This window comes from Paraburkholderia sp. EB58 (assembly GCF_050436665.1).
In the GTDB taxonomy this organism is placed as follows: Bacteria; Pseudomonadota; Gammaproteobacteria; order Burkholderiales; family Burkholderiaceae; genus Paraburkholderia.
The window spans coordinates 41,656-64,480 of record NZ_JBNDMQ010000006.1 but is presented as its reverse complement, the minus strand read 5'-3'; the positions used below and the strand labels follow the sequence as shown (position 1 = coordinate 64,480).

At 61.2% G+C, this 22,825-nt stretch carries 21 protein-coding genes; 6 read left to right on the top strand and 15 right to left on the bottom strand.

Annotated features, from left to right (window positions below; translation table 11 throughout):
• Positions 1-43 precede the first annotated feature (43 nt).
• The 5 genes from P3T40_RS10870 to P3T40_RS10850 form a co-directional block, all read right to left on the bottom strand.
• Entirely contained in the window at positions 44-1,066 is a 1,023-nt protein-coding gene (locus tag P3T40_RS10870) for a Tim44 domain-containing protein (protein ID WP_429267694.1), read from the bottom strand.
• Between the two features lie 37 nt (positions 1,067-1,103).
• Positions 1,104-1,835, bottom strand: coding sequence for a bifunctional demethylmenaquinone methyltransferase/2-methoxy-6-polyprenyl-1,4-benzoquinol methylase UbiE (ubiE, locus tag P3T40_RS10865; RefSeq protein WP_429267693.1), 732 nt, complete (start codon positions 1,833-1,835; stop codon positions 1,104-1,106).
• A gap of 66 nt (positions 1,836-1,901) precedes the next feature.
• Complete coding sequence (locus P3T40_RS10860; RefSeq protein WP_429267692.1) at positions 1,902-2,315, bottom strand: gamma-butyrobetaine hydroxylase-like domain-containing protein; 414 nt, start codon at positions 2,313-2,315, stop codon at positions 1,902-1,904.
• Between the two features lie 9 nt (positions 2,316-2,324).
• Positions 2,325-2,753: an HIT family protein gene (locus P3T40_RS10855; RefSeq protein ID WP_429267691.1), complete on the bottom strand. Its 429-nt coding sequence runs from the start codon at positions 2,751-2,753 to the stop codon at positions 2,325-2,327.
• Positions 2,754-2,787: 34 nt separating this feature from the next.
• On the bottom strand, positions 2,788-6,882 hold the full coding sequence (locus P3T40_RS10850; protein WP_429267690.1) for a DUF3683 domain-containing protein: 4,095 nt from the start codon (positions 6,880-6,882) through the stop codon (positions 2,788-2,790).
• Between the two features lie 521 nt (positions 6,883-7,403).
• Here P3T40_RS10850 and ilvA point away from each other — a divergent pair.
• From ilvA to queF, 3 genes are read left to right on the top strand one after another with little or no spacing between them, the layout of a single operon-like run.
• Positions 7,404-8,927 (top strand): threonine ammonia-lyase, biosynthetic, encoded by a 1,524-nt coding sequence (ilvA, locus tag P3T40_RS10845; RefSeq protein ID WP_429267689.1) that lies wholly within the window; start codon positions 7,404-7,406, stop codon positions 8,925-8,927.
• Positions 8,928-8,945: 18 nt separating this feature from the next.
• Entirely contained in the window at positions 8,946-9,863 is a 918-nt protein-coding gene (locus P3T40_RS10840) for a 5'-nucleotidase (RefSeq protein ID WP_429267688.1), read from the top strand.
• Positions 9,860-10,684 (top strand): NADPH-dependent 7-cyano-7-deazaguanine reductase QueF, encoded by an 825-nt coding sequence (gene queF / locus P3T40_RS10835; RefSeq protein WP_429267687.1) that lies wholly within the window; start codon positions 9,860-9,862, stop codon positions 10,682-10,684. Before P3T40_RS10840 ends, queF begins: the two co-directional genes overlap by 4 nt.
• A 429-nt stretch (positions 10,685-11,113) precedes the next feature.
• Here queF and P3T40_RS10830 read toward each other — a convergent pair whose 3' ends face one another.
• Positions 11,114-11,593: a DUF2778 domain-containing protein gene (locus P3T40_RS10830; RefSeq protein WP_429267686.1), complete on the bottom strand. Its 480-nt coding sequence runs from the start codon at positions 11,591-11,593 to the stop codon at positions 11,114-11,116.
• Between the two features lie 12 nt (positions 11,594-11,605).
• Positions 11,606-12,091 carry an Hcp family type VI secretion system effector gene (locus P3T40_RS10825; RefSeq protein ID WP_429267685.1) on the bottom strand — a complete coding sequence of 162 codons (486 nt, stop codon included), beginning with the start codon at positions 12,089-12,091 and terminating at the stop codon, positions 11,606-11,608.
• A gap of 330 nt (positions 12,092-12,421) precedes the next feature.
• Here P3T40_RS10825 and P3T40_RS10820 point away from each other — a divergent pair, with 330 nt between their 5' ends.
• On the top strand, positions 12,422-12,577 hold the full coding sequence (locus P3T40_RS10820; protein ID WP_429267926.1) for a T6SS effector amidase Tae4 family protein: 156 nt from the start codon (positions 12,422-12,424) through the stop codon (positions 12,575-12,577).
• A gap of 329 nt (positions 12,578-12,906) precedes the next feature.
• On the opposite strand, the gene P3T40_RS10815 is transcribed toward P3T40_RS10820, so the two are convergent.
• The 4 genes from P3T40_RS10815 to P3T40_RS10800 all read right to left on the bottom strand — a co-directional run bounded on the left by P3T40_RS10815 (position 12,907) and on the right by P3T40_RS10800 (position 16,632).
• Complete coding sequence (locus tag P3T40_RS10815; RefSeq protein ID WP_429267684.1) at positions 12,907-13,341, bottom strand: hypothetical protein; 435 nt, start codon at positions 13,339-13,341, stop codon at positions 12,907-12,909.
• A 427-nt stretch (positions 13,342-13,768) separates the two neighbouring features.
• On the bottom strand, positions 13,769-14,161 hold the full coding sequence (locus P3T40_RS10810) for a RidA family protein (RefSeq protein WP_429267683.1): 393 nt from the start codon (positions 14,159-14,161) through the stop codon (positions 13,769-13,771).
• A 95-nt stretch (positions 14,162-14,256) separates the two neighbouring features.
• Positions 14,257-15,738 (bottom strand): N-acyl-D-amino-acid deacylase family protein, encoded by a 1,482-nt coding sequence (locus P3T40_RS10805; protein ID WP_429267682.1) that lies wholly within the window; start codon positions 15,736-15,738, stop codon positions 14,257-14,259.
• A 3-nt stretch (positions 15,739-15,741) separates the two neighbouring features.
• Complete coding sequence (locus P3T40_RS10800; RefSeq protein ID WP_429267681.1) at positions 15,742-16,632, bottom strand: MurR/RpiR family transcriptional regulator; 891 nt, start codon at positions 16,630-16,632, stop codon at positions 15,742-15,744.
• A 176-nt stretch (positions 16,633-16,808) separates the two neighbouring features.
• Between P3T40_RS10800 and P3T40_RS10795 the strand changes: the two genes are divergently transcribed.
• Complete coding sequence (locus P3T40_RS10795; RefSeq protein WP_429267680.1) at positions 16,809-18,086, top strand: amino acid deaminase; 1,278 nt, start codon at positions 16,809-16,811, stop codon at positions 18,084-18,086.
• A 125-nt stretch (positions 18,087-18,211) separates the two neighbouring features.
• On the opposite strand, the gene P3T40_RS10790 is transcribed toward P3T40_RS10795, so the two are convergent.
• On the bottom strand, positions 18,212-18,673 hold the full coding sequence (locus tag P3T40_RS10790) for a MarR family winged helix-turn-helix transcriptional regulator (protein WP_429267679.1): 462 nt from the start codon (positions 18,671-18,673) through the stop codon (positions 18,212-18,214).
• A 29-nt stretch (positions 18,674-18,702) separates the two neighbouring features.
• Positions 18,703-20,298: an MDR family MFS transporter gene (locus P3T40_RS10785; RefSeq protein WP_429267678.1), complete on the bottom strand. Its 1,596-nt coding sequence runs from the start codon at positions 20,296-20,298 to the stop codon at positions 18,703-18,705.
• Positions 20,299-20,438: 140 nt separating this feature from the next.
• On the opposite strand from P3T40_RS10785, the gene P3T40_RS10780 reads away from it, so the two are divergent.
• Positions 20,439-21,281 (top strand): EcsC family protein, encoded by an 843-nt coding sequence (locus P3T40_RS10780; protein ID WP_429267677.1) that lies wholly within the window; start codon positions 20,439-20,441, stop codon positions 21,279-21,281.
• Here P3T40_RS10780 and P3T40_RS10775 read toward each other — a convergent pair.
• Both P3T40_RS10775 and P3T40_RS10770 read right to left on the bottom strand, forming a co-directional pair.
• On the bottom strand, positions 21,251-22,210 hold the full coding sequence (locus P3T40_RS10775) for an alpha/beta hydrolase (protein WP_429267676.1): 960 nt from the start codon (positions 22,208-22,210) through the stop codon (positions 21,251-21,253). The genes P3T40_RS10780 and P3T40_RS10775 overlap by 31 nt on opposite strands.
• A 26-nt stretch (positions 22,211-22,236) precedes the next feature.
• A complete protein-coding gene (locus tag P3T40_RS10770) occupies positions 22,237-22,671 on the bottom strand; it encodes a CHRD domain-containing protein (RefSeq protein ID WP_429267675.1) in 435 nt (144 codons plus the stop codon).
• Positions 22,672-22,825 lie beyond the last annotated feature (154 nt).

The window sequence follows — 22,825 nt, the reverse complement described above, 5'->3', positions numbered from 1 at the left end:
TTCCGGCTTGCTCGGCCGAACGGCCAATGAGCAAGGCGTGACGTTAATGCGCAGACGTGGACGCGCCGACCTGCTGAATGCCGGCGAGCAACCAGCCTTCACCGGCGCGTGTCGACTTACACAGATTCCAGATTTCCACGAACGGCGCGGCCGGCGCGCCCGAGCTCTCGCGCATCAGGCCGGAGAAGCGCACGCTGGCGACATACTCGCTGCCGTGGTCTTCGACGCCCAGCAACTCCGCGTTCAACTGCACCACATCGGTCAGATTGGATTCCGCGCCGCGCGAGTCGAGGTCGACCTTCACTTCGGCGAACATCTCCGGCGTCGTGAACTCGCGGATGTCCGCGATGTTGCCCACGTCCCAGGCGGCCTGCAGGCGCACGAAGTACACCTTCGCGTTACGCACAAAAGCATCTGAATCGAAGCCGGCGGGCACGACCGGAGCCGCTTGCATCACAGGCGCAGCCGGCGCGCCGTTGCCTTGCGGTTCAAGGTACGAACCTGGACCGGACGACGCTGGCGTGAAGCTGGGCTCCTGCGAGTAATGATCGCGCCCGGCGTTCAGGCTCGGTGCGCTGCCCGCATAAGCCGGCGTAGCGGCGTCGCGCTTGCGGCCCATGAAGCGGCGGATCAGCCAGATCGCCAGCATTGCGATGGCAGCAATCACGAGCATGTTGGCCATGGCACCGGCAAATGCTTCACCCATGCCGAAGTGCGAAAGCAGCGCGGCGATACCCAGACCTGCGGCCAGACCCGCGATCGGCCCGAGCCAACGCGAGCGGTTAGGCGCGGCGGCCGGCGTCGGCGCAGGTTGCGCGCGCTGCGCCTGGGCGGCCTGAGCCGATTGCTGCGGAGATTGAGCAGGTTGCGCCGGCGGCGTGGTTTGCCGCTGCATGGTGCTGGACTGCTGGCGGCCGATGCTGCGGCCGCCGCCCATGCGCCTTGCCTCGGCGTCCAGCGATGCAACGGTGGCAAACGCGATCAGACCGACCATCGCTGCCAGTCCGATTCTCCTCGCCAACGACCTCGAAACTTTACGGGAAGATAACAACTGCGAATCGGACATGATGAAATATTCCTTTAAAAACGATGGGTTAGGAACCCTAGTATTTGGTCCCCACATGCAAAGCTACCACACCAGCTGACAGATTGTAATATTTGACGCCGTCGAGGCCGGCTTGTTCCATCATTGTTTTTAAAGTTTCCTGGTCCGGGTGCATCCGGATCGATTCCGCGAGGTATCGGTAGCTCTCAGCGTCTTTCGCGAAGCGGTCGCCGAGCCACGGCAGCACCTTGAACGAATATACATCGTAGACTTTTTTAAGCGGGTCCCACACTTTGGAGAATTCCAGCACCAGCAGGCGCCCGCCCGGTTTCAGCACGCGGCGCATTTCCGCCAGCGCGACATCTTTGTGGGTCATGTTGCGCAGCCCGAAAGCCACGGTCACCACGTCGAAGTAGTTGTCCGGAAAAGGAATTTTTTCTGCGTCGCACAAGAGGGCCGGCGTGACGATGCCCTTGTCGAGCAGACGGTCGCGGCCCACGCGCAGCATCGATTCGTTGATATCCGTATGCCAGACCTCGCCGGTCGAGCCCGCCTTTTTGGCGAATTCCTTGGACAGATCGCCCGTGCCGCCAGCGATATCCAGCACCTTGTAGCCCGGCCGCACGTTCGCCTGGGCGATCGTGAAGATCTTCCACGCCCGGTGCAACCCGCCCGACATCAGGTCGTTCATCAGGTCGTAGTTGGCGGCAACCGAGTGGAACACGCCCGCCACCTTCTGCGCTTTTTCCTGTTCGTCGACTGTCTGAAAGCCGAAGTGGGTTTTGCTCATCGCGTTCGTCCTTTCGCGTATTCTGAATTGTTGCGCCGCATCATCGCGGCAGTAGGCCGAATCGTATCAGTGACAATGTCCGTGCGGTGCGCCGGATGCAAGCATTGGGGCGTCGCGGTCGACTCCAGCCGCTGCAAGTTTGTCGAGATATTCGCGCCAGAGTTCATCCTGGCGGATGGCAATGTCGTACAGCAGGTCCCACGAATAAAGTCCGGTGGAATGGCCGTCCGAGAAGGTCGGCTGGAGCGCGTAGTTGCCCACGCCCTCGATTGAGGTGATCGTGACGTCGCGCTTGCCGGTCTGCAGCGTCTCCTGCCCAGGCCCATGGCCGCGCACTTCCGCGGACGGCGAATACACGCGCAGCAGTTCGAACGGCACACGGAAAGATTCGCCATTCGCGTACTGCAGTTCGAGCACGTGCGATTTGGCGTGCACCACCACGCCGGTCGGCACCGGCGTGTCGGGAGTCAGTCCACTCATATATTGACCTCAGGCCAGAGCTTGTTCGATTTCGTGCCGCACCGCGTCGCGCAGCAAGGTAGCCTGCGCGCGACGCTGCGACAGCAGGGCCTCCGACACCGTGCGCTGGCGCGGCGCCCAGATCGGCAGCGGGAAATGGGCGTCGTTCGAGAAACGCGGAATCACATGCCAGTGCACGTGCGGTACCTGGTTGCCGAGGCTAGCCAGGTTCACCTTGACTGGTTGCAGGATGCGCCGCATGGCGCGCTCGACGGCGTTCACCGCGCGCATCACGCGGTCGCGGTCGGCTTCGGCGAGATCCGAGAACTCGGCAACGTGCCTGTTCCAGATCACCCGGCAGAAGCCCGGGTAATCGTGTTCATCAGCGAGGACGACACGCAGCGTATCGTCCTGCCACAGCACGTCACCGCCATCTTCACGGCAAAATACACAGTCCATCGTCGTCCTCAAGCTGAAATCGTCGGTCGTGCCATTAAACCAGCACGCGCTCGATTCCGCCATTGTTCGCACGTTGAACGTAGTCCGCCATCCAGTCTTCACCCAGCACGTGACGGGCCATTTCGACGACGATATAGTCCGCCTCGATGTTCGCGTCCTCGTTGTAGCGCGACAGCCCTTGCAGGCAGGACGGGCAGCTCGTCAGGATCTTCACGTCGGTGGCGCCGGTAGGCGTGGGACCGTCGCCAGCCTTGAGCACCGAGCCATCCGGGGCACCCGCAGCACCTGCCGAAGCATTGGCCGGATTGATGGCATTGGCGCCTGCTTCGGCCACCAACGGGATACCGCGCAGCTTCGCCGCACCCTTGCGGATCTCCTCTTCCTTGCGGAAACGGACTTGGGTAGAAATGTCCGGACGCGTCACCGCGAGTGTGCCGGATTCACCACAGCAACGATCGTTCTTCTCGATCTTGTAGCCGTCCTTCTCCGAGCCCATCAACTGGTTGACGAGCTTGATCGGGTCCATCGTCTTGATCGGCGTGTGGCACGGGTCGTGATACATGTAGCGCATGCCATTGACGCCGTTGAGCTTCATGCCTTTCTCGAGCAGGAACTCGTGAATGTCGATGATCCGGCAGCCCGGGAAAATCTTTTCGAATTCGTAACCGGCGAGCTGGTCGTAGCACGTGCCGCACGACACCACTACCGTTTTGATGTCGAGGTAGTTAAGCGTGTTGGCGACGCGGTGGAACAGCACGCGGTTATCCGTGACGATCTTCTCGGCCTTGTCGAACTGGCCCGAGCCGCGCTGCGGATAGCCGCAGCACAGATATCCCGGCGGCAGCACGGTTTGCACGCCCGCCTCCCACAGCATGGCCTGGGTCGCCAGACCCACCTGCGAGAACAGACGCTCGGAGCCGCAGCCGGGGAAGTAGAACACCGCTTCCGTATCGATCGTGGTGGTCTTCGGATTGCGGATGATCGGAACGATCTTGTTGTCTTCGATGTCCAGCAACGCGCGCGCCGTCTTCTTCGGCAGATTGCCCGGCATCTTCTTGTTCATAAAGTGGATCACCTGCTCCACCACCTTCGGCTTGCCGACCGTAGCGGGCGGGTGTGCCGTCTGTTTCTTCGCGAACTTCTTCAGCACCTCGTTGCCAAGCCGCTGCGCCTTGTAGCCGACGCCCATCATCGCAGTGCGCGCGAGGTTAATGGTCTGCGGATTGGTGGCATTGAGGAAGAACATCCCGGCCGCGTTGCCCGCATTGAACTTCTTCTTGCCCATCTTGCGCAGCAGATTGCGCATGTTCATCGTGACATCGCCGAAGTCGATCTTCACCGGGCACGGCGTCACGCACTTGTGACAGACCGTGCAGTGGTCGGCGACGTCGTTGAACTCGTCCCAGTGCTTGATCGACACACCACGGCGTGTCTGCTCTTCGTAAAGGAACGCCTCGACCAGTAGCGAGGTGGCGAGAATCTTGTTGCGCGGGCTGTACAGCAGATTGGCGCGCGGAACGTGAGTCGCGCACACCGGCTTGCACTTGCCGCAACGCAAGCAGTCCTTGATCGATTCGGAAATCGCACCGATATCCGACTGCTGCATGATCAGCGATTCATAGCCCATCAGCCCGAAGCTCGGCGTGTAGGCGTTGCGCAGGTCGGCGCCCTCGAGCAGCTTGCCCGCATTGAAGCGGCCATGCGGATCGACGCGCTGCTTGTACTTGCGGAATTCGCCAATCTCGTCTTCCGTCAGGAATTCGAGCTTGGTAATGCCGATGCCGTGCTCACCCGAAATCACGCCGTCGAGCGAACGCGCCAGCTTCATGATGCGTGCGACGGCCGTGTGGGCGTCCTGCAGCATCTCGTAGTTGTCGGAATTGACGGGGATGTTCGTATGAACATTGCCGTCGCCCGCGTGCATGTGCAGCGCGACGAACACGCGGCCGCGCAGCACCTGCTTGTGGATGGCCTGCGCTTCTTCGAGGATCGGCTTGAATTCGCCGCCGTTGAAGATCTGGCGCAGTTCGGCGCGAACTTCCTGCTTCCACGACACGCGAATCGTACGGTCCTGCGTGACATGGAACACCGTGACGCCAGGCTGCGCGTCGGCGCGATCAGCAAACTTCTCTGCAAGCGCTTCGTAGCCGAGTCCGACCAGGTAATGCTGGGCCTCGCGCAGCGACAAATCGAGCTTGTCGCGCAGGAATTCCCAGCGGGTACGCACTTGCTTGAGCAACTCGAACGCTTGCTGCACACGGTCTTCGAGCAGTTCGGCGCTCGGAATCTCGTTGGCGTCGTCGCTCTTGCCGAGCGGCAGCTTGCCGGCCTTGAAGAACGCTTCGAGCGCGTCGAGCAGCTGCAGCTTGTTTTTGATCGACAGCTCGATGTTGATGCGCTCGATACCGTCGGTGTACTCGCCCATGCGGTTGAGCGGAATCACCACGTCTTCATTGATCTTGAACGCGTTGGTGTGCTTCGCGATCGCGGCCGTTCGGCTGCGGTCCAGCCAGAAGCGCTTGCGCGCTTCGGCATTCACCGCGACGAAGCCTTCGCCGCTCTTGCCGTTGGCCATGCGCACCACTTCCGACGTGGCTTGCGCCACCGCATCCGCATCGTCGCCGACGATGTCGCCGATCAGCACCATCTTCGGAAACGCGTTGCGCTTGGACTTGGTCGCATAGCCGACGGCACGCAGATAGCGTTCGTCCAGATGCTCGAGGCCCGCGAGAATGGCCCCGCCCTGCCGCGACGTTTCGAACAGGTAGTCCTTGATTTCGACGATGCTCGGAATCGCATCGCGCGCCTGGCCGAAGAATTCGAGGCAGACAGTGCGCGTATGCGCGGGCATTTTGTGCAGCACCCAGCGCGCCGACGTGATCAGGCCGTCGCAGCCTTCCTTCTGGATGCCCGGCAGGCCGGCGAGGAATTTATCCGTGACGTCCTTGCCGAGCCCTTCCTTACGGAACACACGGCCTTCGATGTCGAGCGACTCGGTGCGCAGCAGCTTTTCGCCCGGCGCATATTCGCCGTCGAACCACTTCAGTTCGAAACGCGCCACGGCGATGTCATGGATCTTGCCCATGTTGTGCTCGAGACGCGTGACTTCGAGCCAGTTACCCTCCGGGTCAACCATGCGCCACCAGGCGAGATTGTCGAGCGCGGTACCCCACAGCACGGCCTTCTTGCCGCCGGCGTTCATGGCGACGTTACCGCCGATGCAAGAGGCGTCGAGCGAGGTCGGATCGACGGCGAACACGTAGCCGGCCTGTTCAGCGGCTTCAGTCACACGGCGGGTGACGACGCCCGCTCCCGAAAAAATGGTCGCGACCTTGCGCGGCACGCCCGGCAGCTCGGTCAGTTCGACTGCGCCGAGCTGTTCGAGCTTTTCGGTGTTGATGACGGCCGAGAACGGCGTGAGCGGCACTGCGCCGCCCGTGTAGCCCGTGCCGCCCCCACGCGGGATCACCGTTAGACCCAGCTCGAAGCACGCCTTGATCATGCCGGCGATCTCGGCTTCGCTGTCCGGCGTCAGGACGACGAACGGATACTCGACGCGCCAGTCGGTGGCGTCGGTCACATGAGAGACGCGTGAAAGGCCGTCGAACTTGATGTTGTCTTTCTGCGTCACGCGGCCCAGCACCTTGGTGGCACGGCGGCGCAACTCAGAGGTCTTGTCGAACTCGTTGGCGAAGTCGTCCACGGCACGGCGCGCCGCCACCACTAGCGTTTCGACGCGTGCGGCGCGGCCCACACCCGCTTCGTCGCCGTGCTCGGTCAGGTCGGCGCGACGGCGCTTCTCGATCTCCGACAGACGGTGGTGCAGCGCTTCGATCAGCAGCGCGCGGCGCTTCGGGTTGTCGAGCAGGTCGTCTTGCAGGTAAGGATTGCGGCGCACCACCCAAATGTCGCCGAGCACTTCGTACAGCATCCGCGCCGAGCGGCCTGTGCGGCGTTCGGCGCGCAATTCGGCCAGCGCGTCCCACGCATCGTTGCCCAGCAGGCGGATAACGATTTCACGGTCCGAAAACGAGGTGTAGTTATAGGGAATTTCGCGCAGACGCGCTTCAGGGGCGGCGGCCACCGCAGCGGCGGCTCCGTGCGGATCGAATACTTGAGGTGCGTTCATGTTTGGACGACTCGGTGAGTCAGTTGGGCGCGCTTGCTAATCGACAACTCAGCGACGATTAACGAGGCGCCGCCTGACGGTGCGCGTGGGGCGCAATTCTGGAAATCTTCTAGTTGGGCGAAGCACCTGCCGGCGGCTGACACACACCGGCCGCTTCGCGGCGCTCAGATGCAGCTACACGATCGTGCGCAACACACGTGCCTCTGCGCCGCGGGACGAGCCTCACGCGGGACGGGCATCAAATGGGCGATCCGAGGCTGCCAGTGCATCTTCCGATCCTTGTTCCAAAATAGAATTCTACCGCATGATCCACGCACGCGTTGACGCTCGAATCGCCTGAAAACGGGCGTTTGTTGGGGCCAGCGCCGAAATATGTTCCATCCGGTGAGTCCGAAATTCGTCGACCGGACGGTCGGGCGGCCACCCTTCCGGGACCTTGGCCATTCGGTAGAGTCCAGAGCGCGGGCCGTTGGCGCTATCATTGTCCTTTCCCGTCTCACACAGCGCACTGCGCCACCCGCATGGTTTCCCACGACTATCTGAAGAAAACCCTGACCGCGCGCGTCTATGACGTCGCCCGCGAGACCGAACTCGAGCATGCGCCGAATCTGTCGGCACGGCTGCGCAATCCGGTTTACCTGAAGCGCGAAGACAACCAACCGGTGTTCTCGTTCAAGGTGCGCGGCGCGTACAACAAGATGGCGCATATTCCGGTCGAAGCGCTGCAACGCGGCGTGATTACGGCCTCGGCTGGGAATCATGCTCAGGGCGTGGCGCTCTCGGCCGCGCGCATGGGCGTGAAGGCGATCATCGTGGTGCCGGTGACGACCCCGCAGGTGAAGGTCGACGCCGTGCGCGCACACGGCGGCCCGACGGTGGAGGTCGTGCAGGCGGGCGAATCGTATAGCGACGCTTACGCGCACGCCGTCAAGCTGCAGGAACAGCACGGCCTGACTTTCGTGCATCCGTTCGACGATCCGTACGTGATCGCCGGCCAGGGCACGGTGGCGATGGAGATCCTGAGCCAGCATCAAGGGCCGATTCACGCGATCTTTGTGCCGATCGGCGGTGGCGGACTGGCGGCCGGGGTTGCCGCTTACGTCAAGTCGGTGCGCCCGGAGATCAAGGTGATCGGCGTGCAGACCGACGATTCCTGCGCGATGGCGCAGTCCCTGAAGGCGGGCGAGCGGGTCACGTTGAACGAAGTGGGCCTGTTTTCCGACGGGACGGCCGTGAAGCTGGTGGGCGAGGAAACCTTCCGGCTGTGCCGCGAGTATCTCGACGACGTGCTGATCGTGAACACCGACGCCCTGTGCGCAGCGATCAAGGACGTGTTCCAGGACACCCGCAGCGTGCTGGAGCCGGCGGGCTCGCTGGCTGTGGCGGGGGCCAAACAGTATGCCGAGCGCGAAGGCATCGAGAATCAGACGCTGATTGCGGTCACTTCCGGCGCAAACATGAATTTCGACCGGATGCGTTTCGTGGCCGAACGCGCCGAAGTCGGTGAGTCGCGCGAAGCGGTGTTCGCGGTGACAATCCCCGAAGAACGCGGCAGTTTCAAACGCTTCTGCGAACTGGTGGGCACGCGCAGCGTAACCGAGTTCAACTACCGGATTGCGGACGCGAACTCCGCGCATATCTTCGTGGGCGTGCAGATCAGAAACCGCAGCGAATCGGCGCAGATTGCAGGCGCTTTCGAAGCGCACGGCTTTGCCACAGTCGATCTGACCGGCGACGAGCTCTCGAAGCAACACATCCGCTACATGGTGGGCGGCCGTTCGCCGCTCGCGCATGACGAGCGCCTGTTCCGCTTCGAATTCCCGGAACGGCCGGGCGCGCTGATGAAGTTTCTGTCGTCGATGGCGCCGAACTGGAATATCAGCCTGTTCCATTACCGGAACCAGGGCGCGGACTACAGCTCGATCCTCGTCGGCATCCAGGTGCCTGTTTCGGAGAACAGTGAGTTCGACCGCTTCCTGGCGACGCTCGGCTATCCATACTGGGAAGAGACGACGAACCCGGTGTACCGGCTGTTCCTCGCATAGGCTGACGGGACCTTGCCGATGGCAATGACGCTTCAGGACAAACTGGTTGTGGCGATTTCGTCGCGCGCGCTGTTCGACTTCGAGGAAGAGAACCGCGTGTACGAGGAAGGCGACCTGCACGCCTACGAAACGTTGCAGCGCGAACGGCTAAGCGTGCCCGCCAAGCCAGGCGTGGCGTTTCCGCTGATCCGCAAGCTGCTGGCGCTGAACGCGGGAGCGCATCGTGTCGAAGTGGTGATCCTGTCGCGCAGCGATCCGATCAGCGGGCTGCGGGCATTCCACTCGTGCCGCGAGCATGGGCTCGCGATCGAGCGCGGCGTCTTTACGCGTGGACGTGCGCCGTTTGGCTATTTGAAGCCGTTGAATGCCTCGCTGTTTCTGTCCGCCAATCAGGAGGACGTACGCGACGCGCTGGCCGCCGGATTTCCGGCTGCACGCGTGTTGCCGGAATCGGCGAAAATGGCGAGCAAGCACCCGGATGAAATCCGCATTGCCTTCGACGGCGACGCCGTGCTGTTTTCGGACGAAGCGGAGCGGGTGTTTCAGAAGGATGGCTTGCGGGCGTTTGTGGGCCATGAAATCCACAACAAGGACCTGCCGTTGGCCGATGGGCCGCTCAAGCCGTTGCTTGAAGCGCTGCACCGGCTGCAGAAGCTGGCGGACGAAGCCGCGCCAACCCAGGTGGCGCCGATGCACATCCGCACGGCACTGGTGACGGCGCGCTCGGCGCCGGCCCATGAACGGGCGATCCGCACGCTGATGGCGTGGAACATCGAAATCGACGAAGCGATGTTCCTCGGTGGGCTCGACAAGAGCGCATTTTTGCGCGAATTCGAGCCGGACTTTTTCTTCGACGATCAAATTGGCCACTGCGAATCGGCCCGCGTCGTGACGGCGACGGGGCACGTGCTGAGTGGCATCGTGAACGCATCATGACACCCGAACAATCACCGCTTGGCAAACCTGCCGCATATACCGAACAGTATGACGCGACGCTGCTCTTTCCGATCGCGCGCAAGGCCGCGCGCGAGGCGATTGGCATTGGGGCGCAGTTGCCGTTCTTTGGAACGGATATCTGGAATGCTTATGAGCTTTCCTGGCTGAATGGGCGTGGCAAGCCGCAGATTGCTGTGGCGACTTTCTATGTGCCGGCGGATTCGCCGAATATCGTCGAGTCGAAGTCGTTCAAGTTGTACTTGGGGTCGTTTGCGCAGAGTTCGTTTGAGTCGTTTGAGGCGGTGCGCGATACGATCAAGCGGGATGTTTCTGGTGCCTGCGGCGCTAGTGTTTCAGTGCATCTGACTGGGCCGATGGACTTTGGCAAGCTGGGGCTTGAGGAGTTTGAAGGGACTTCTCTTGATCGGCTCGATCTGGATACGGATGTTTATCATCCGGATTCTTCGTTGCTCAAGGCAGCACTCGATGAGTCTCCTGTTGAGGAGACCGTGTTCTCGAATCTGCTTAAGTCGAATTGTCCTGTTACTGGGCAGCCTGATTGGGGCAGTGTTCAGATTCACTATGTTGGGCCGCAGATCGATCACGCTGGCTTGCTGCGGTATATCGTGTCCTACCGGAATCACACCGGGTTTCATGAGCAGTGCGTTGAGCGGATTTTTGTTGATGTTCTCAAGGTTTGTAAGCCGCTGAAGCTGGCTGTTTATGCTCGCTACACGCGGCGTGGTGGGCTTGATATCAACCCCTTCCGGACTAATTTTAATTTGCCCATGCCGGATAATTTGCGCACGGCGCGGCAGTAAGGTTTTTTGCCTGCGGCGGCTTGAATGCAGGTCGCTGTTCGCGCGGCGTTGGCCTCTCTTTGATTTGTTATCCGTGTATTAGCTAACGACCAAAAGCATTCAACCGTCGCGCTCGGTTTGACGCTTCGAATCATCGACCAAGGAACCAGCGCGCGCTCAATCGACGCCATACAAAAGCGCTAGCCAAGGAAACGACCAGCCCCACGACGGCAAACGTTCCCAGCACCAAAAACAACGTTACTCCATCGTCCATATCTCCGGCGTCGGGTGTGTCGTAGTGGTACACGACATGAAACCCATATCTGACCACGTTTGCGAGCCATAGCGGCACATCGAACGATACGGTCGGAAGGACGCGCGCAAGTTGCACACTGGCGAAATACCATACGCCAACGGACGCGAGACACCAAAGAATCAGTTCTGCCCGCCTCATCGCACTTCTACCGTTCCATATGCCTTAAGCGTGCTTCCTGGGACAGGAAGGTCGGCAGGGTGCGAACGAATGAAGCGCTGAAGCGCTTCGAACTGGTCACGAAATTTGAGTGTGATGCATCCGTCACTTTCGTGCCTTATCCCTTCAGGGTGTAAACGAAACTGACCGCGCATGATGCCATCAATCATCGTCGTATCTCCACCATTGGCATTCCAAAGCATGAACCATTCTGTTCGATCCGTGCTTCCGACGTAAGCGGCGGCAAAATCGCGCACCCAACCAATGCGACCGCCAGACTGCCGGTCGACGAGATAGTAGGTTCCTGGCGGCAATGCCCCTACATCCTTATCGGCAACATCATAAGGGTTATCGCGGCCTTTACCGCGTCCTGAATAGGCAACGACCGAGCCGAAGCCTTCGCAAGCGAGCCTCGATGTTTCGCGACTATTGAGTGAAAACGTGCACCTGACAGGCATTCCCGTATCCCCCTACCAACGTTCGTTCCACTCGTCTTTGAACATCAGGTTCCCGTCGCGATACGTCCACGTAATTTGCTCGTAACGGAGTTCGACCATTTCAAAGTGATTCCTTGTCATCGACTCTTGTTCTTTGATGTTGAGAACCTTAGGAGCGACGGAAACGACCCTGACGTTTTTCATCGTCATATTGAAATATTCTTCTTCACGTCCTGCTTCGTTAATGCGGTACCAACGCAAGATTGCTTGAGAGAGCGGCGTCCCCTCTGCGACGGCTTTGTAGAGAACGGGCGATGCCTTATCGATTTCCTTCTCGATTGTGAGTGGCCGATGCAAGCGACCGGCCATCAATTTCCCCGTGGCCCCACAGGTAGGCGTGTACATGCCATGCGTCAGACTCAGGACCTCGATGCTTCCCTCCCGTCCCGCTACGGCGCTCGAACCTCTGATATCAGCACCGCCAGCATCCTTCAGCGACAGATGCAAAGGTATTGCCATATATATCTCCATTTTTTAGCTGCAGATGCAGACTTACCTTTCACGGTTTGCCTTGATGTCGAACTCCGCCGTGACAGTTGATGCGTCAGTTTCCTCTGGATCGGAAAAACCGCTTCCCCATAGGCTGCCTCTTTTTGCGGGCGTCGTATATGAGATAGATCTGCAAATGCGGTGGGATTCTTCGTACATCAATAGCGCCACGTCGATCCCCTCCGCCATACATGATTTATATGGAGTACGTATCACTAACGTGTCGCCAATAGCCATGTAACCTATGAAGGTGCATGACGACTACATGAAGGCTCACGATGACGCCACACGGTTTGCGCGCTGGAGAAAGAGACGGGCAGGACCGGTATCATCTTCTTTGGAAGCTATTGGCGTCGCTGTCTCAAGGAGAAAGACCCATCGGACGACCATATCGACTTATGGAACGGCGAACGGCTAACGGCTAACGCCTTGTACCTAGACCACATTAAAGGTTGACGTAGGCATTCCGAGGGTCTGGAATCCGTTGTGGATCATCGGTGTCGGGTCAGATAATCTGCTCTCCAATCTCGCAGATGCGAAGCAGATACTATTTTGAGAAATTGCATGAAGACAGCGATGCTCTCCCTCGCAATGTTCGTTAGCGGGGCTATCGCAGGCGGCTTGCTCGGCCTGCTCGTCTCCCTGCCACCTTCGACGGCCGAATGCGGTGACGAATGCGGGGGGCGAGCTTTAACTTTTGCCTTTCACTGTGGCTTGGCGAGTGGCTTCCTTCTTGCTGTAGCTAGCTCGATCGTTACTAAAGCGCGCATGCGAAAGCGGACACATTAGTTCACCCTGTCCTGCGTTTCGCCTCTGGAAACGCCTTGGACCTTAGTTGCGCCACGAGACCCACGGGAATCCCTTTTCGCCTTCCGCACCGGCGTAAGAAGCCGCGCCGCCGATTCAGCGCTGACAGTTGCATCCGGCACCCCGCTCGCGTCAAAAGCAATGATGCGGAACATCTCGCGTGATCCTTCCGCCTCCCTCAAATAAGTCTCTGCCGTATCAACGAGCAGTCCCAGCAGCACATGCTGGCTTTGTCGTTCCTGGAACGTCACGGCAGGAGACCTAAGCATGGTCGCCGACAATTCGACAAGCCTCTTGAGGTTGTCTACCTGCCCTTCGCAAAACTCAAAGGCGGAGCGCGCAACGCGCTCATGGTGGATGGCGCTGACGGGTTTGGGCCGCGCAAGGTGTTGGTATTCAGCCGATTGGGTCATGGTGCGATTTCCGGTTGCATCCCTGGATCGCCCGACACTCGCTAACAGATGGGGTGAGCGGGCACGTAACGGGGTTGACAGACCGGGCTTGAAACAAACCGGCGAGCCTTACGGCTCCCCCGCCACGGCCCGCCCATAGGAAAGAGACGTGCAGCAGCAGACGCACGCCCCGCCTGGGCGGGGGTGCGGTTTCAAGCGCAGGCTGTCAAACCTGACCATCGGTTGTTGCCAATGGCGAGGAAAAGTATAAAAGCAACCGCGCCGAAACCCTTCAACTATTCAGGCTAAATGCAAATATTCTAGAAAATAGGATTCATCTAATTGCATTTTACCTGGCACTACGATTCAATCCGACCACGCAGCGGACTGTTCAGAGTCAGCTGTCTGACAGACATGACCAGACTCCGACAGGCAAAAACCCAAAACCTTAAGCCTTCCCGACAGGCGCCTTATAAGCAACGCAATCAACCTCAACTTTACAGTCAATCACCATGCTAGAAACAACGCACGCCCGTGCCGGAGGATTCTCCCCAAAATACTCGCGAAACACCTTGTTAAACGAAGCAAAATCGCGCGGATCATCGAGCCACACCCCACACCGAACCACATGCTCGGCGCCATAGCCGGCCTCTTTGAGAATGGCAAAAACGTTCTGAATCGCCTTATGCGATTGCGCGACAATCCCGCCTTCGATCACCTCGCCATTCTCCATAGGCGTCTGCCCAGACACAAACAACCAGCCATCCGCCTCAACGGCACGCGCGAACGGCATATGTTGTCCACCGGTCCCCTTGCCACCTTCAACGCCATAACGCTTCATTACAAACACTCCTTATAAGATCCAGCGGCACGTAAGCCCAAGCCAAAGCAAAAAAGTCAAAACGCGCCGCGTCAACAAACCCAAAAAACAAAAACTCAAAACACACCGTGCGCATCAACCTGCGATGCCACACCACGCGCCACAAAATGCCCTGCCCGCTCACCGGTAAGTTGCCCATCGCGATACGACAACACGCCATTCACCCACACCGCGTCAATCCCGTCCGCCGGCTGTTGGGGCTTCTCAAATGTCGCCGCATCGCGCACCCGCGCCGGGTCGAACAACACCAGATCCGCGTGGTACCCAATATGCACTTCCCCACGCTGCGTCAAACCAAAACGCCGCGCCGACAAGCTCGTCATCTTGCGCACCGCTTCCTCCAGCGGCAGCAATCCAGCATCCCGTGCGTAATGCCCCAGCACGCGCGGAAACGCGCCCCACAAACGAGGATGCGGCAACGGATCGTTCGGCAAGCCATCGGAGCCCACCATCGTCGCTGGATGCGAAAGAATGCGCCGCACGTCTTCCTCCGACATGTTGTGATACACCGCGCCCGCCGGCTGCAAGCGCTTGCCCGCCTCCTGCTGCGTCACGCCCCACTCGGCGGCAATCTCCTTCACCAGCTTGCCCGCCATCTCCGGATGTGGCTCCGACCACGTAATCGTGATGTCGATATCGCCCGTCACTTGCTTCAGGTCCAGCGTCGACGAACTGCAGTTGTACGGATAACAGTCGCAGCCGATCGGCTGCAACCGCCGCGCGCCATCCAGAGACTTCAACACCTCCACGCTGCGCCCCCAGTTCGACGGCCCTGCGCACTTCAGATGCGAAATCACCACCGGCACCCGCGCGTGACGGCCCACTCGGTACGCCTCGTCCATTGCGTCGAGAATCGCGTCGAACTCCGTGCGCATATGCGTCGTGTACAGCGCACCCGCCGCCGCCAGGGGCTCAGCGAGCGCCATAACCTCTTCCGTCGGCGCCGCAAACGCCGAGCCGTACGCCAGGCCGGAACTCAGCCCGAGCGCGCCATGCTGAAGCGCCTCTTCAAGCTGCGCACACATGCCTTCGATTTCCTGCGTGGTCGCCGCTCGGTCGAGCCGGTCCATCTGGTTGTTGCGCAACGCCGTATGTCCAATCAGCGCACCTACATTCACCGCCGGGCGCGCCGCATGCACCGCTTCGACATACGCGGCGAAGGTCGGATATTTAAACGCATCGCGCTCACCGAGCAGGTTCATCGGATCGGGCGGCTCGCCCTTCAACACCACCGGCGACGCGCTGATGCCGCAATTGCCTACAATCACCGTCGTCACCCCCTGGCTGATCTTCGGCAGCATCTGCGGCGCGCGAATCACGTGGGTGTCGTCGTGCGTGTGGACGTCAATAAATCCCGGCGCCAGCGCCCGTCCGTTCGCTTCGATGATCTCTTCGGCCAGCCAGTTCGACAGATTGCCAATCGCGACAATCTTGCCGTCGCGCACCGCCACGTCGCGTTCGACCGGCGGCGCGCCCGTACCGTCGTACAGTTGCGCGTCGATGATCAGCGTGTCGGCGGCTTCGGGATGCGAATGCATGGGTCAGTCTCCTAGCGGTTGTCGGTCGCCGCCGCCGCGGTGCGCATCGAGCGCGTGTTTCATGCGGCGCAGCAATTCGCGGCTCTCATCACCCTGGCTGACAGCAAGTTCGGTGACGAGCACGTCGAGCGCCATCATCATCGCGTAGCGGGATGACGATGGCTTGTAAATAAAATCGGTTTCGAATGCGACGATCGGAATCACCCAGTCGGCCAGCCGCGCCAGCGGCGACGCCGGAGCGGTCAGCGTAATCAGCGTCGCACCGTAACTGCGCGCAATGCGGCAGTTTTCCACCATCTCCGGCACCCGCCCGGTGGCCGACAACGCAATCACGACACATTCGCGCGATACTGTGCTCGCCACCATCCGTTGCAGCAAGCCGTCCTGATAGGTCGCCACCGGCCGACCGAGGCGCACAAGGCGAAAGCGCATTTCGTCGGCCAGCGCGGTCGAACCACCGCCCATGCCGAACACGTAGATCATGCGCGCCTCGCGCAAGGCGGCGGCGGCCTCGGCAACCGGCGCCTGGCACAGCAGCTGGTGGTTGTGGGTGAGCGCGGTCTGCACTTCGTCGAACACACGGGTGGCAAGCGGCTCTGGCGTCTGTCCCGACGCACCGCTTTGCAAAAAACGCTGACCAACCGCCGCTGCCTGGGCAAGCCGCAGCTTCAGTTCGCGCACGTCGCGGCAACCCACGGCCTTGGCAAAGCGCGTGACCGTCGCGACGCTGACGCCGGCCTGCTGTGCCAGTGCGCCGATGCTGGCACGCGATGCGCCGGTCAGATCGTCGAGGATCAACGCGGCTACCTTGCGCTCGGCCGAACGCAACTCCGGCGCGCATTCGGCGATGCGGGCGACGATGTCGAAAGTAAGCGGTTCAGCGCTGGAGTTCATGAAGGAACAGAATGATCGTGGAGACCGTTGCGCCGCCCGAAACGCCGCACGCGGCACCTTGTACCAGCCGGCCATGCCGCCGTGGTACTAAATAACATTTCAGGAAACATCCTACTTTCGGTAACATGTGAAAGTCAACTTCGCTGCAATTTATCTGGACGATGGAGCAGGATTACATGAAAGTTACAAACTATCAGGGCGCGACGATTGATCCTTATAGCAAGGGCTTGGGCATGGTTCCGGGCGCTAGTATCCAGCTGATGGACGCCGGCCGCCTTGAATGGAATCTGCTGAACGAGGACGTGAGTCTGCCGGCCGCCGTGCTCTACGCGGATCGCATCGAGCACAACCTCAAGTGGATGCAAGCGTTTGTCGCGGAATACGGTGTCAAGCTCGCGCCGCACGGCAAGACCACCATGGCGCCGCAACTGTTTCGCCGCCAGCTCGAAACCGGCGCATGGGGCATCACGCTCGCCACCGCTCATCAGGTGCGGGCCGCCTATCACGGCGGCGTGTCGCGCATCCTGATGGCCAATCAGCTGGTCGGCCGCCGCAACATGCTGATGATCGCCGAGATGCTCAGCGATCCGGAGTTCGAGTTTTTCTGTCTGGTGGATTCGGTTGAAGGTGTCGAGCAACTCGGCAAGTTCTTCGGCTCGGTGCGCAAATCGCTGAACGTGCTGCTCGAACTCGGCGTGCCGGGCGGACGCACCGGCGTGCGCGACGAGGCGCAGCGCAATGCAGTGCTCGAGGCGATCGCACGCTACCCGGATGCACTAAAGCTTGCCGGCGTCGAACTGTATGAGGGCGTGCTGAAGGAAGAACAGGAAGTGCGCGAGTTTCTGCAGAGCGCCGTGGCCATTACGCGCACGCTGGCGAACGAGGGACGCTTTGCGCGCACGCCGGCCATTCTGTCCGGCGCCGGCTCGGCCTGGTACGACGTGGTGGCGGAAGAATTCGTGAAGGCGTCACAGGCAGGCCAGGTTGAAGTCGTGCTGCGGCCGGGCTGCTATCTGACGCATGACGTCGGCGTCTACCGGAAAGCGCAGACGGATATTTTTGCGCGCAATCCGGTGGCCAGGAAAATGGGTGAAGGGCTACTGCCGGCGCTGCAATTGTGGGCTTATGTGCAGTCGATTCCCGAGCCGGACCGCGCCATCATCGGACTAGGCAAGCGCGATTCCGCTTTCGACGCAGGCATGCCCGAACCCGCCCGTCACTACCGTCCGGGCAACGAAGCGCCGCGCGAAATCGAGGCCAACGAGGGTTGGGAGATTTTCGGCATGATGGATCAGCACGCGTATCTGCGGATTCCCGCCGGGGCGGATCTGAAAGTCGGCGACATGATTGCGTTCGACATCTCGCATCCCTGTCTGACTTTCGATAAGTGGCGCCAGTTGCTGGTGGTTGATCCGTCGTATCAGGTCACGGAAGTGATCGAGACGTTCTTCTGATATGGCGGCTTGCGAGCGGCACGTGTGAGGCTAGCCGCTCGCGCTCGACGGACATTCGGCGCGGCCGTTAGCGGTCGCGCCAACGGTCTCCTTCACAGCCGCCGCACGCCGCTAAGCTGCCCTACTCAGCTCAGCCCGTCTCCTGCCCCTGTCCCGCCCGCGACCACTTCGCCAATGCGTGCCTCCAGCATTCCCAACGCGCCGGACAGCGCAGCAAGCGTATCGTCCGGCAACGCAGCCATGGTGTTATGAAGGAACGCGTTGCGGCGCGGCAAGCTCTCTGCGGTCGCGGCCATCCCGGCTTCGGTGAGCCGCACGTTGGTCACACGGTTATCGCGCTCGTCCATGCTGCGCGAAATCCAGCCCAGCGCTTCAAGTGCTTTCAACTGCCGGGTCAATGCGCCGGGATCGACCCGCAGCCGCTCAACAAGACGCTTCTGCGAAGACTCTCCGCCCTGGTCGTGCAACGCCAGCATCACGCGCCAACGCGGCAGGGGATGCCCAACCTGCGCCTCGAACGCCGACATGAACGCCCGATACGTGCGGCCGAATTGCTGAAGGATGGCGACGCGGTCCTGATCTTCCATGGTGTTCCGTTGACGCTCGTGCTCGAAAATCAATCCGCGTGAATAACCGGCTCAACCTGACGGCGGAGCCTGATAGGCGGCACGCGGCGACTCTGCCAGATCGACACGACAGCGATGACGGCGGCCAGCGCGAGACCCAGATGAATGGCCGAGACGAGCGCTTCGCGTGCTGACTCGAGCAGCATCGCCCCGTTGTGACCGGCATGCGTCAACTGCCCTAGTAGCGTAGCTTGCGCGTCACGATTGATGAGGATCTGCGGGTCACCGAGATCGGAGAACCAGTGCGTGGCCCGATCGTGCTCCAGCGCGCTGCGCACGCCGCTCGCGTACATATGCGTCACGAGCGTGCCGGTCAGCGCCGTGCCGATCATGCCGCCGATCATCCGCAGCGATTGCAGCAACGCCGTCGCGATACCAAGATGTTCGCGGCCCGCGGTCTGCTGCGCGAAGATCGTCAGGTTCGGCATCACGAAGCCGAGACCGAGACCGCCGAGCACCATGAACGTCATCAGGATCCATTGCGGCATCGCGCGGGTCGCCACCACCACGCCGAGACACGCCAGCGCAAGCAAAGTGAAGCCGATGTACAGCATCAGGTTCGGATTGCGCACGCGCGAGACGATCCGGCCGTTGGCGATGCTGCCAATCGTAATGAACACCACCAGCGGCGTGATGACGAGGCCCGCCTCCTTCGGCGACATGCCGAAGCCGCCCTGGAACAGCAGCGGTGCGTAGAACAGCAGCGAGAACATCGTGAAACCACCAAGCACGGCCAGCGTGAACAAGGCGGCGAGACTGCGGTTACGGAACATGTCGACCGGCAGAATGGCCGTCGGGCAGCGCTGTTCCCATTTCCACAGGGAGTAGGCCGACGCCACGCTCGCTACCAGCAGGGCGGCAGCCGTGAACGTCACGCCGTGCTTAGGCAGCATCTCGACGAAAAGTTGCAGCGAGCCGAGCGAGATCGCGATCAGCAACGCGCCGGGCCAATCGAGGCGCATCTTGCCTTCGTGCTCGACGTGCCGCAAGTGTGGCAGGAAGCGCCACACGAAGAACAGCGACAACAAACCGACCGGCAGATTCACATAGAACACCGAGCGCCAGCCGTAGTACTGCGTGAGGAAACCGCCGAGCGACGGTCCGATTGCGTTGGCAATGCCGAACGCCGAACTCATCAGCACCTGCCAGCGCAGGCGCACGACAGAATCGGGGAAGAGATCGGGAATACAGGCAAACGCGGTGCCAACCAGCATGCCGCCGCCGATACCCTGCAGGCCACGCGCCAGCACGAGGAACAGCATGCTGTTGGCCATACCGCACAGCACCGACGCGCCAGTGAAGACCACGATCGACGCAATCACGAACGGCTTGCGCCCGTAATAATCACCGAGGCGACCGAAGATCGGCACCGTGATGACCGAGGTCAGCAGGTAGGACGTGGCGACCCATGCGTAGAGCTCGAAGCCTTTGAGCTCGGCCACGATCGTAGGCAGCGCAGTGCCTACGACGGTTTGGTCGAGCGCGACGAGCATCGTCACGAAAGAAACGCCGAGCATCGCCATAAGCGATTCCCGGAACGGTAAGACTTGCCCACTCGAGTGGTGGGCGGCGGTATGGACGGCCATTTTTTGATAGCGCAACAGTTGACGCGTCAAACAATAGGGAATCATACCATGTTATGGCGCTCTAAACTGCGAGTGGCGGCGCACATTTCAGTTTGCCGCCAACCGGCTATCTACAGAAATTGCCCGCACCAGGGAGGCACATGGAGTCCACTTCGCTCGCCGAACAGAGCTTGTCCGTCGAAGATCTTGCCGCGCTGCGCCGCGCGAAACATGAGCTGGAAAGTCCGGCGCTGGCGATGAAACTCGCCGGTATCGTCGGTGCGCCGCTCGAAAAGCTGCTGTCGCGGATGCCGGCCATCGCCAACGAAAAGGTGAACGACGCAACGCAGCTCGCGTTGCGCAAGTGCCTGCAGATCGCGCTGCGCACGCTCGGCCGCCAGGACGCCGCCGTTCCGCTCGCGGCGCCCGACAAGCCCAGCAATCTGCTGCACAAGTTCGCGGTTGCGACCACCGGCGCGGCGGGCGGGGCATTCGGATTGTTCGCGCTGCCAGTGGAATTGCCGGTCACGACCACGCTGATGTTCCGCTCGATCTGCGACATTGCCCGCAGCGAGGGCGAAGACCTGTCGTCGATCGACACGCAATTGCAGTGTCTGACGGTGCTGGGGATGGGCGGCACGTCGAAAGCCGATGACGACGCCGACTACGGCTACTTCATCATGCGCGGCGCGCTGGCGCAGGCCGTCTCGAAAGCGTCATCGGAGATCGCGACCAAAGGTTTCACCGCGCACGGCTCGGCTGCGCTGCTGCGTCTGCTCAACACGATCGCCTCGCGCTTTTCCGTTCAGGTGAGCGAACAGATCGCAGCCAAGTCGATCCCGGCGATCGGTGCCGTGCTGGGCGCCATGGTCAATACGGTGTTCATGGATCACTTCCAGCTCGTGGCACACGGCCACTTCACTGTGCGCCGGCTCGAGCGCCAATACGGAACTGAACTCGTCAAGTCGGCCTATCAGACCATCGACATCGCGCTCGACGGCTGACTGCTGCGCGGGCTCGTCACCTGGCGCACAAAAGCAGCGGCGCCATCGAGCGCGCGACGTGCCTCGGGGATGAACGGCGTGAAGATCTGCCAGACGTGCGGCATGTTCGGCCAGATCTGCAATTCGACCGACACACTCGCCGAGCGCGCGCTCTCGGCCACGCGCCGCGCATCGTCAAGCAACACCTCGGTGCTGCCGGCCTGAATGAAAAGCGGCGGCAGGCCATGCAAGTCTGCATAGACTGGCGACGCGTACGGATGAGTCGCAGGCGTATCGCCAAGATAGACCTTCGCGGCCCGGCCGATTGCGTGACCGCTGAACATGGGGTCGACGCCATCGTTGGTGCGGATCGACGCGCCGCTCGCGCTTAAATCAGTCCACGGCGAAAACAGCAGGCTGCCCGCCGGCAGTGGATCGCCCGCATCGCGCAGTGCGACGAGGGTCGCCAGCGCAAGACCGCCTCCCGCCGAGTCACCTGAGATCACGATCGATTGCGGCGGCGTGCCATCAGCGAGCAGTTGCCGGTAGGCGGCCAGCGCATCGTCGAGCGCAGCAGGAAAACGTGCTTCGGGGGCGAGCCGGTAATCGAGCGAGAACGCGGGAGCGCGCGAGCGCGTCGCGAGTCCAAACACGATTGAACGATGCGAACGCGGCGAGCAAAAGTAATAACCACCGCCGTGCAGATAGAGGATGGTGGGCGTGCCGGCGGCGCGCGCTGCGCCGGTGTCAGAGGGTTCCAACCATTCGCCGCGCAACGTCTCGCCAGCACCGTACTGTTCACGCAAGCGCCAGCCAGCCGGCACTTTCGGTGACCATGCACGCTTTGCCGTCAGGGCGCGCGCAGCCTCGACATTGATCTCCGTCCTTTGGGTGGCCGGTCGAAACTGGCGGCGCAGATACCAGCATGCGAGAGCACTCTGCCAACTCATCGGAACCCCCTTGCCGTCCGCGCCCCTTAGTTGGAAGGCAACACCTGGCCGCGAATCTCGCCCATCGGATTCTGTGCGGTGTGGATGTTGAAATACCATTGGCCCGCCATCAAGTCGGTCACCTGCTGATCCGTCAGCGTCGCTGAGCCCTTGATGGGGCTCGCAAGTGCGCCCTTCTCGATGGGAATCTGGATCTTTGCGTTCTGCCCGACCGGCGCCGGGCCGTGGAAGTGGGCCGCCGTAGTGGCACTGGAGAGGCTTTCGTACGTGATCGTCCACTGCAACGCCTTGGTCGAGGTATCGAAGGTGGCGTTGACCATGCCGTGCCCGTGACTCACTCGCGGCGGGACTTCACTTGACGGCTCCAGGTCCGCCTTGAGCGCTACCGTATCAGCAAAGGCGATCCCCGATGCCAGCGCCCACAACACGACCCCCAGACTTACCTTCCGAATCGCAATCATATTTTCTCCGGACTTGGTGCACCGCCGCACCAACGGATAGGCTGCGCACGGAGCCACCACATACTAGTGCAATTCGCTGGCCGATGTCCGTCTGACTGGACCCGCAATCTCACTGCGCGGGGTCGCGCCAATAAAAAAGGCACCGCGAACGGTG